General features: G+C 69.2%; 9 protein-coding genes. All 9 read right to left on the reverse strand.

Annotated elements, in window-relative coordinates:
• Positions 1-93 precede the first annotated feature (93 nt).
• A complete protein-coding gene (locus tag QZY48_RS19980) occupies positions 94-606 on the reverse strand; it encodes a phage tail protein (protein WP_295434466.1) in 513 nt (170 codons plus the stop codon).
• A complete protein-coding gene (locus QZY48_RS19985; RefSeq protein WP_295434468.1) occupies positions 606-2,645 on the reverse strand; it encodes a phage tail sheath C-terminal domain-containing protein in 2,040 nt (679 codons plus the stop codon). The genes QZY48_RS19980 and QZY48_RS19985 overlap by 1 nt, the downstream gene beginning before the upstream one ends.
• A gap of 14 nt (positions 2,646-2,659) precedes the next feature.
• Positions 2,660-3,121: a phage tail protein gene (locus QZY48_RS19990; RefSeq protein ID WP_100919924.1), complete on the reverse strand. Its 462-nt coding sequence runs from the start codon at positions 3,119-3,121 to the stop codon at positions 2,660-2,662.
• Between the two features lie 12 nt (positions 3,122-3,133).
• Positions 3,134-5,026 (reverse strand): phage tail sheath subtilisin-like domain-containing protein, encoded by a 1,893-nt coding sequence (locus QZY48_RS19995; RefSeq protein ID WP_295434470.1) that lies wholly within the window; start codon positions 5,024-5,026, stop codon positions 3,134-3,136.
• Positions 5,027-5,095: 69 nt separating this feature from the next.
• Positions 5,096-5,932, reverse strand: coding sequence for a hypothetical protein (locus QZY48_RS20000; RefSeq protein ID WP_295434472.1), 837 nt, complete (start codon positions 5,930-5,932; stop codon positions 5,096-5,098).
• Entirely contained in the window at positions 5,929-6,525 is a 597-nt protein-coding gene (locus QZY48_RS20005; RefSeq protein ID WP_295434474.1) for a DUF4255 domain-containing protein, read from the reverse strand. Before QZY48_RS20005 ends, QZY48_RS20000 begins: the two co-directional genes overlap by 4 nt.
• Positions 6,526-6,529: 4 nt before the next feature.
• A complete protein-coding gene (locus tag QZY48_RS20010; RefSeq protein ID WP_295434475.1) occupies positions 6,530-6,880 on the reverse strand; it encodes a hypothetical protein in 351 nt (116 codons plus the stop codon).
• Between the two features lie 1,241 nt (positions 6,881-8,121).
• The gene (locus tag QZY48_RS20015) at positions 8,122-8,439 is read right to left on the reverse strand and encodes a DUF4351 domain-containing protein (protein ID WP_295434477.1); all 318 of its coding nucleotides are present in this window, start codon (positions 8,437-8,439) and stop codon (positions 8,122-8,124) included.
• A 47-nt stretch (positions 8,440-8,486) separates the two neighbouring features.
• Positions 8,487-8,963 (reverse strand): hypothetical protein, encoded by a 477-nt coding sequence (locus QZY48_RS20020; RefSeq protein WP_295434478.1) that lies wholly within the window; start codon positions 8,961-8,963, stop codon positions 8,487-8,489.
• Positions 8,964-9,188 lie beyond the last annotated feature (225 nt).

Here is a 9,188-nt window from a genome sequence, read left to right on the forward strand (position 1 = left end):
CGTAATCGTAGTCGACTCGAAATTGCACCGATTCTCCGAATACGATTACGACAACGACAACGACAACGACAACGACAACGTTTGCGTTTGAGGTCATAAGCTCGCCAATCGCAGCCCCTCGTGGGCAATAGTCAACTCTTCAATGGCGATCTCGCCGGTCTTGGCATTGAGCTCCGGTCCCTTGATCTTGGCCGGCAGGCCGCGCTCGAAGGTCCAGACGGCGACCACCTCGTCACGCACACTCATCACCTCGACTGACCCGTTGTAGCGGCGCACCGGGCGCTCCCCGGAGATGACCGACTGGAGCCAGGTCCACAGCTCCCGGTTGACCCGACCGTCACCGTAGAACATGCCGCGTCTGAGCACGAGGTTGCTGTATTTGCCGCGCCCGACCCGGCGGATGACCCCGTCGTTGCGCCCGCCCTCCAGGTATTCCTGCACGTCCATGTCCACCTCCAGTCCGCTGCACTCCTGAAAGCCCCCGTCGCCCAGGGCGGCCCCGGCCGGGGCCCCCGCCGGGGCCGGCGCCCCGGAGACCGCCTGGGGCGCCAGGCGCAGTTGCACCCGGAAGCGGAAGGCGCGCAGCAGTGGTGGGGCTTGATCCATCATTCGCTGATGCTCAGCACGCCGTCGCCGGTGCGGGTAAGGTGCAGCACGATGAACTCCAGGGGCTCCGCCGGGGCCACGCCGACCTGCGCCGTCATCCGACCCTGGTCGCGCTCATAGGCCGGGTTCAGCCCCTCGTCGCAGCGCACGAACCAGGCCTCCTCCTCGGTCGCGCCCCGGAAGGCACCGTGCTGGTAGAGCTGGCGCAGATAGGCGTCGAGCAGCAGCCGGACCTCACGCCACAGGGCCGGGCCGTTGGGCTCGAAGACCGCCCACTGCATCTGTTCGAGCAGCACCCGGCGCAGCAGGATCATGAGCCGCCGGACGCTCAACTGGCGGTAGGCCGGGTCCGCGGACAGGGTGCGCGCCCCGGTGAGTCGCAGGCCGTCGCGGTCGCGCACATAGCAATTGATCCCGGCCTGGTGCAGTTGCCCGTGCAGGTCCGGGGGCAGGGCGGCCAGCGCACTCACAGCCCCCACCGCCAGTTGATTGGCCGGTCCATGGGGGACACCAAAGGTCAGCTCCCGGTCGGCCAGGATGCCCGCCGCCAGGGCCGCGGGCGGCACCTCGACCAGGGCGTCGCGCGCGTCGTCCAGGCGGGCGACCGCAAGCCAGGGGTGATAGGCGGCGGCGTAGGACGACGCCAGCGCACCGCGCCAGCGGCGGATGCGCGCGGGGTCGAGCCCGGGGGGCACGTCGAGCAGGGCGACCAGGTCGCGCAGCGACTCGGCGAATCCGATCAGGCGCTGCTGCAGCCCCAGGATCTGATCCAGGTCCAGGAGCGGGTCCAGGTGCAGCCCGGGCAGGTCGTTGGCGGCCGGCTCCTGGGTCGCGGGTGCGTCGACCCGCACGCAGCGGGCGAAGCCGGCGCCGGCGAGGGTCACCACCGGCGCGACCGGCTCGGCAACGATCAGCGGCCGATGCGAATAGAGGTCCGGCACCACCAGCGAGGCGGGCCGCAGCCCCGCGTTGCCCGCCGCGTCCGGTGGTCCGGCAAAGCAGCAGATGCCGTTGCCGGGCTCACCGGACTCGGGGGCCCAGCCGGCGTCGAAAAAGTCCTCGTGGTCGAGGTCCGCCCAGCGGTCGGTGAGGTCGCCGCCCGCGTCGAAGCGCGCCGTCGGGGGCGGGCGCAGGTCCGCGTCGAGCGGCTCGACCTGGGCGCGCGCCCAGTCCGGCTCCGGCCAGGCGAGGCTCGAGGCGTCGCACAGCACCTGGGCCAGCCAGCGCGGGTGCCCGAAGGCGAGCCCGAGCCCGGTGTGCTGTTCGCGGCGCCCGTCGCCGTCGTCCAGGGTCAGGTCCCCCTCGACCTGCTCGAAGCGGGGCATCGACCCGGCGGCGGCGGGCGGCAGGGGCGAGTCGGTCAGGGCCAGGGTCTTGTGGACCGGGCGGTCCCCATCGGGGACCTCGATCAGTTGGGAGACGAAGCGCAGCACCCGGGTCCCGTCGCCGTTGGAGACCCGCAGCAGGGCCCCGGCGACGAGCGTCGCCCCGGGTCCGAGCCGCAGGCCGCCCGCCTCCGGGGTCAGATCGACTGGGCTGGCGCGGAAGACCAGGGTCGCCGTCATGGCCGCCCCCCAGGACCCCTCGCTGCGCGCGCGCAGGCCGATGGCGGGTTTGACCCCGGCGAGCAGGGCGCGGGCCACGCCCTGGTCGTTGCGCGGGTCCCCGGGGCCGTAGTCGTGGACGATGCGCGCGACCAGGGCGCGCCGCCCGCCGTTGTCGAAATAGGCGGCCACCGCATAGGGCAGCCGCCCCGGTCCCTCGAAACCGCCGAAGATGCGCCGATAGTCCTCGAAGCTCTCGACGGGGACCGCGACGGTGCGCCGCCGCGGGCGCTGCGGCTCCACCCAGGGGACATCGCCGCGCCAGAAGTGCCCGTCGGCCTCGTCCTCCACCACCGGCACCCGCGCCGGCCCCCGCGGGGCGACGCCGGCGAAGGCGCACAGATCCAGGCGCACCCCGGTGAGGCTGCGCAGGGCGGGCCCCGGGTAGGGATAGACCCCGGGGGCGCCAAGTGGGAGGCGGGCGAGTGCCGACATGGCTCAGATTCCGCCTACTGGTACTCGATGCCTTCGTGGACCAGGTGCAGTTCTTCCATGGCAACCTCGCCCCCGCCCTTGGCCGCCAGGGTGGGGCCGGTGTATTTCTTGGGCTGGGCATTGCGCAGGGCGAAGGTCGCCACCTCCTGGCGCGCCTCGTCGAGCAGGGTGATGGTGACCTGCCGGGGGTCGGCGACACCGTCGCGTACCCCTTTGATCCACTCGAAGATGTCGGTGGAGCCGACCAGCCCGCGCTTGAGCGTCACGTCGTCCACCTTGTGGGTGTTGGGGACCTTGCGCACCGTGTTGAACTTCTCGTTACCGTTGCGGTACTCGGAATAGCTGATATCGAAGCCGAGCCCGCTGGCGTCCGAGAAGCCGCCGATGATGACGCCGGGGTCCCCGGACCCCTGCCGGCCGCCCAGGGAGACCAGGAAGTTGAAGGCGCCGTAGGGGTTGTCGCGGTAAGTTGCCATTGCTGCCTCCGGTTACGCCTTGGAATCCGCGGTCCACTGACCGACGCGGAAGATCACGAACTCAGCGGGCTTCACCGGTGCCATGCCGATCAGGCAGATCATCCGGCCGTTGTCCAGGTCGTTCTGGGTCATGGTGGTGCGGTCGCAGCGCACGAAATAGGCGTCCTCCGGCTTGTCGCCCAGGAGCGCACCGTCGCGCCACAGCACCAGCAGGAAGTCCTCGACCATGCGCCGGATGTTGGCCCAGAGCCGGGGTCCGTTGGGCTCGAAGACCGCCCACTGGGAGCCCTTGTCGATGGAGTGCTCCACGAAGATGAAGAGCCGGCGGACGTTGACATATTTCCATTCCGGGTCCGAGGTCATGCAGCGGGCGCCCCAGACCCGGTTGCCGCGCCCCTCGAAGAAGCGCAGGGCATTGATCCCCTCCGGGTTCAACACGTCCTGGCGGCCCTTGTTGATGTTGATCTCGAACCGGGTGAGCCCCTGGACCACCTCGTTGGCGGGGGCCTTGTGGACGCCGCGCTCGATATCGCTGCGGGCATAGATACCGGCGACGAAGCCTGAGGGCGGGAGCAGGATGCGCCGCTGGGGGGCGCCCTGGGAGGCCCGCTCGTTGGGGTCCAGGATCTCGATCCAGGGGTGGTAGAGGGCCCCGTATTTGCTGTCGAACTTGCCGCGGAACTCGCGGATCTCGGTCATGGAACTGTTGAGCGGGCCGTCCACCACGGCGATGCGGTAGTGCAACTGCTCGCAGTGCTGGATCAGGCGCGACATGGCGACGAAGCGCGCGTCCGGGTCCTCCAGGGTGGCCCCGTCCGGCATGGCGACGATGGCGATGTCGTCGATCTCGTCCAGGGCGAAGATGCCGGTCGCCTTGAGTGCCACATGGTCGGGGTCGGCCTCCATCCCCTCCAGGCTGTCGCGGCCCCCGTCGACCCCGGGCATGCGTCCGTCGTTGCCGTTGGTCAAGCGCGGGGTCTGGTTGGCCTGCAGCGCCAGGGCCAGGCGGGCGGGCAGGAAGCGGCGCTGGTCCTCGTTGGCCGCGGCCGGCGCCGGGTCCCAATCCAGCCAGACCACGGCGTTCTCGTCCTCCGGGTCCTCCTCCTGCAGGATGCGGCCGATGTAGCGCTTCTGCCCCGGGTCCGTGGCCAGTTCGTCGTAGACATCGATACGGTCCGCGCTCACCCGCACCTGTACCTGGAGTTCGATGAGCGCGATGGTGTCCCCGGCCGCGGGGGTCACAGCGGCCCCGTCGCCGCGGAAGGTCTGGCGCCCGTCCTGGTCCACCTCCACCACCGCGAGCCGGCCGAGCGCCAGCGGTGCATTGCCGAGCGGGATGGGATCGCCGTTGGGGATGACCTCCACCAGCGCCCCGGCACGCACCCGGGGCGCCTGGATGCCCCAAGTCTGACGCGGGTCGGGCGCGGCGTAGAGGTCGGGAAAGTTGACCGCCAGATTCTTGCTGCGCCGCACCAGGGTCTGTACATGCACGTTGCCCATGGCGCCCGGCCAGCGCGCCCGCCAGGTGGCGGGGTCGCCCCCGGGCACGTTGACGGTCACGGAGGCGACCCCCGAGTCGTTGACGGCGTTGGCGCTGAAGACGCGCGCGACATAGACCCGCTTGCCGCCGTTGGCAAAGAAGGCGCGCACCGCATGGGCCAGGTAGCACTCCCGGTCGCGGGAGTCGGACACCTGGAGCCGCTCCAGTCCGCCGTAGATGCGCTCGAACTCGGTGTAGCTCGTCACCAGACGCGGCTCCACGGCGAGCGGTCCGCCGGCGAACCAGGTCGGGCCGAAGTGGGCCAGGCCGACCATACCGGTCGTGCTGGTGGGCACGCCCTCGATCGACTTGGAGCGGAAGCTGACTTCCTCGACGTAGACGCCGGGGGCGAGATATTCAGGCATCGGTGGCCTCCATTGGTCGGTCCTCTTGGGTGATCCGGGCGGTGATCAAGGCGGTGATCAAGGCGGTATTCATAGGGTGAGTGGTGCCAGGCCGGTCAGCAGCCGGCCATAGACCAGCGCGACGCGCACCGGGGGCGCGGCGGCGCCCCAGCCCGCGGGTGGAAAGGCGCCCGCGGCCACCGGGTCCGGGGCACCGGGCGCGGACAGGGTCTCCACCGGCAGGTCCCAGAGCCCGTCGGTGTCGCGCACGGATTGCGGCGGCAGGGGGGCCGGCGGGCTGGGTGGGTAGGCCACCAGGTCCAGCTCGAAGGGGCGCTCCAGGGTGGTCATGGGCGCGGCATTGGACTCCACCAGCAACAGGAACTCGCCGCGGTCGTCGCCATGGGCGCGGCCCACCGGCGGGTCCGCAGGACCCGCGCCGGGGCGTCTGGCCTCCACCCGCGCCCAGCGCACCGGCACCCCGGCGCGCTCCACGCGCCCGCGCAGGCCGGTCACCGAGTCGGTCACCGCATAGGCGGCGCCGGGGAAGAGCGCGGGCCGACGCGCCCGTTGCGCGATGGGCAGGGTGTCGGCCAGGTCGGCCGCGGGAATCGTGATCTGCAGCCGGCGCGGGACCAGCCGGCGGCGGTTGGTCCGGGCACAGAAGCCGGGGACATCCTTCGGTGCGCCCAGGTCGCAGAGTCGCAGGGTCAAGGCCGTCGGGACCCCGGGGTCCTGGACCATCACGAAGAGCCCGGAGAGGTGCCGCACCAGCCGCGGGCGGGGCAGGCCGGGGGCGGGGGGTTCGACCAGGATCTGGATGGGGTGACCCAGCCGGGCACCGCCGGCGGCGTCCAGCGGCTCCACCCCCAGGGCCAGGCGGTGGATGCGCTCCGAGAAGCGGGCCGGAAGAAACAGGTTGCTCATGGCCTCGGCTCCGGGACCAGACCGCGCACCGCGGTACGCACCGGGGGTTCCGGGCGGGGCTCGCGCCCGTCCACCCGCAAGACCCGGGCGATGTAGGGCACCGAGAGGCGGTAATCCGTGGGCAGCGAGTCGAAGGTGCGCATCAGGGCCTCGGTCGGCACCTCTTCCATGACCAGTTGCAGCCCCTCGTTGAGCGCCCAGCCGCCCCCAGCGTCGAGCAGCGGCCCGGCCAGGACCGGCGTCTCCTCCAGGCACTGCATGGCCCGGCCCAGGATGCGGTGCTCGTGCGCGGCGTTGTCCGACCAGGGGGTCAGCAGATAATGCAGGTCCAGGGCCAGGCGGGCGCGTCCGTCCACCGCCGCCGCGGCGGACCAGGCGGCGCGCATCGCCTTGTTGAAATCGACCCGGTAGAGGAAGACCGACAGCGCATTGGCCCCCATGACGACCGCGACCTGGGAGTCCTGGAAGTCGTTGGTGCGGACCAGGACCGCCTGGGTACGGCGGCCCTCGATCGGCGGCTCGGTCTCGAAGCCCAGATTGAGCACCCGCACGATGCTCTGGCCGGCCGCGGCGATTGAGGCAAAACCGGCCATGGCGTCAGATGCCCGCCCCGGCGTCGTCGCGGGTCCCGGCGCCGCCGACCGGATCGGTCGCGGCCGTGGGCTCAGTCTGGCGGTCGGCGTCCGGGTGCCGGAAATAGAGCGTGACGCCCGCCGGGGTCCGGCGCACGTCCACCAGGGAGCGCGACACCAGCAGATCCAGCGCGCGCTGCACCCGCACCAGCGAGTCCTCCAGCCGCTGCCGCTTGATCCACCACCGCGCGATCCCCTCCGGCGTGTCGGCCGCGTGCCCATGTCCGTGCAGATAGCGCAGTATTTCATCCGCCAAGGCATCGACATCGGTCGCGCCGCTGGTGCACAGGTCTTCGCTGGGTGGACGGGGTCTCATGGGAGACGAGGGAGCATGCGGCGTGCCAGCCGGATGCACTCACCCAGGCAACTGATTTATAAGTTATTCATTGACGGCTGACGGACCTTGGGTGGGTCAAGCGCAACCCACCCCTGGTGGGTGCCGGGCGGCCAAGCGGTTTAATATCAGACTGTTATGCTGGGGCTCCGAGCGGGCTTGGTGGGTCGGTGCGGACCCTGTGCGGCGCCGGTCCCTGCCCGGCGGCGGTTGGCTGGCCGCACGGGCGCCCCAGGTCGCGGATCTGCGCGCCATCGTTGCGGCCTTGCGGGCGCGCGTCGCAGACCGCCGCGGCCACCCGTGGAGGCGACGCCCGAACTGGCATTGGAGCGGGCCCCTGGGCCGAAGAAGCAGGTTGCCGCGCGGCGACGGGGACAGGACCCGCGCCGCCAGCCTCGATCATCGTTGCGGCCACACAGCCCCGGCAAGGTACGCACATGGACCGGTTTTCTCACGCAGAGACGCAGAGAATCCTGCCTTCATCTCTGCGTCTCTGCGTCTCCGCGTGAGATTTCTTGGCGCCCGTCCGCTGTGCGGAGCGATTGTCTCGGACCATTGACCGCACAGCGACCGTAGGGTGCGCCGTGCGCACCATGGCGCCGACCGAAACCCTGGCCGCGGCGATCAACCGCAGCCTCTCAAGGTGCGCTCGGCGCACCCTACGGCAATGGTCCGAGCGATTGCGTCAGATTGAGTGTGGCCCCTTTTCCCATTGCCCTTGGCTGGTATGTGGTACCCCGTTGGAGTGCATGATATCTCCCTGTAGCGCTACTGATCATCCACCACCTATCAGTTTACCGAGACCGGCGAACGCGATCAGTTGCTGTAGTTGCTTGTCGCGTACTTGATGAGGCGACGTATTCCATAAGTTCAGCAATGCCATCGTGCATATTTCCTGATTTTGGTTGTGGCGTAATCCGGAAGTGAAAGTGGGCGAGGTTAGATGATACAAATACTCGCCGAGGCTGACCAAATAACTGAAGTTTCCGGGTTTGAAAAGCTGGGAATTCCGGGGACAGGGGAATTCCGTATACTGAATTCCCAAAGCCGCGGTGGGAGAACGCCGCAGGCGGTTCCGCCGCCGCCTTCCCCGTGGCTTTCGCGGTCGCCTTGAACCCTGCCAAGGTCTCCTTGAACGCTTGCACGATCTTCGTCGCGAACGGCGGTTGCTATCCGGTGTCCCATGGCCGCTGGACCCCGACGCGCGGGTGTCTTCTTCGCGTTCAGTGCTGGTCGTCGCGCCCGAACACGTCGTCCAGGCTCGCGGCGTCGAGCAGGCGCAGGGCCCAGGTTTCCAGTTGTTCCGGGGCGGCTGACTGGACGCGCTTCGCCTGTGGTTCGGGCATGGGACCGAAGCGTTCTTCAAGCAGTCGCATCAGCAGTCGTGCCTGGCCTTGCGCGATCCCCCTTTTTTGAGCGACCCGCTCGAAGCTGGCAAGATAATGCATGCGTTTTTCCTCCTCAAAACTCTGGATTTCGGTCCACAACTGGTCTTCCAGACCGGGCGGCAGGGTCAGGACCCAGTCGATGAACCGCAGCAACTCAAGTATATCTGTCCGTTGGTAGCCGCGCCGATACAGGCTGCGGATCAGGCCAGTTTGACCCGGTAACGCGCGGTGGCGGAGTCGGCCGTGTCCTGGGTCTGGAGGTGTGCCTGGGTGATGACCGCGCAGGGGTTGGACGAGGCCTCAAGGGCCGCCAGGTCGCCCCGATAGGCGGCGAGGCTGACCACCGGATAGCGCAGGCCCATGCGGCAGCCCCAGCGTTCATAGGTGAACTCACCGAAGCCGGCGGAAGACGGTTCGGCGAGCACCGCCAGGCTGACCACCGGCCGGTCGTGGACATCGTAGATCCGGTAGTTGTACACGAACATCCGCTTGGGGAAGTCCGGTTGGCTCTGACCCTGGATCTCGACATGGGCCAGAATCCAGTCTTCCTTGCCATCCCGGGCGGTGACCCGCGCCAGGGAGTCGGCCCAGCGGCGGCCCAGGGTCGCGTCCCGGACGGGCAACAAACGGATGCCGGCCGGGCGATCCGCTGTGAGGTCGACGACGGCCTTGATCATAATCGTGCGACACGAAGTCGCGAAAGTGATTGTTCTACTGGCGGTCGCTTGGAGGCGACCTGATAGAACCGACGGTTTCTCCCGTCGTAGCCTAAGAGCACATGCGGGACTGGTAACGGTCCGGTGTGAAGCTGCTCTGACAATGTACTCCGCCCGAAAGGGTAAGACGAGCCCGTGAGGGCGACCAACACTGCAAGCATCATGCGGTAGGAGGCTAGGCTGAGA

The sequence above is a fragment of the uncultured Thiodictyon sp. genome, assembly GCF_903828115.1.
Taxonomy (GTDB): domain Bacteria; phylum Pseudomonadota; class Gammaproteobacteria; order Chromatiales; family Chromatiaceae; genus Thiodictyon.

Bases quoted from the DNA above. Each gene is read 5' to 3' on its own strand.
- QZY48_RS19990 (WP_100919924.1), bottom strand. From the start codon at position 3,121: ATGGCAACTTACCGCGACAACCCCTACGGCGCCTTCAACTTCCTGGTC.
- QZY48_RS20005 (WP_295434474.1), bottom strand. From the start codon at position 6,525: ATGGCCGGTTTTGCCTCAATCGCCGCGGCCGGCCAGAGCATCGTGCGG.
- QZY48_RS20000 (WP_295434472.1), bottom strand. From the start codon at position 5,932: ATGAGCAACCTGTTTCTTCCGGCCCGCTTCTCGGAGCGCATCCACCGC.
- QZY48_RS19995 (WP_295434470.1), bottom strand. From the start codon at position 5,026: ATGCCTGAATATCTCGCCCCCGGCGTCTACGTCGAGGAAGTCAGCTTC.
- QZY48_RS19985 (WP_295434468.1), bottom strand. From the start codon at position 2,645: ATGTCGGCACTCGCCCGCCTCCCACTTGGCGCCCCCGGGGTCTATCCC.
- QZY48_RS20010 (WP_295434475.1), bottom strand. From the start codon at position 6,880: ATGAGACCCCGTCCACCCAGCGAAGACCTGTGCACCAGCGGCGCGACC.
- QZY48_RS19980 (WP_295434466.1), bottom strand. From the start codon at position 606: ATGGATCAAGCCCCACCACTGCTGCGCGCCTTCCGCTTCCGGGTGCAA.
- QZY48_RS20020 (WP_295434478.1), bottom strand. From the start codon at position 8,963: ATGATCAAGGCCGTCGTCGACCTCACAGCGGATCGCCCGGCCGGCATC.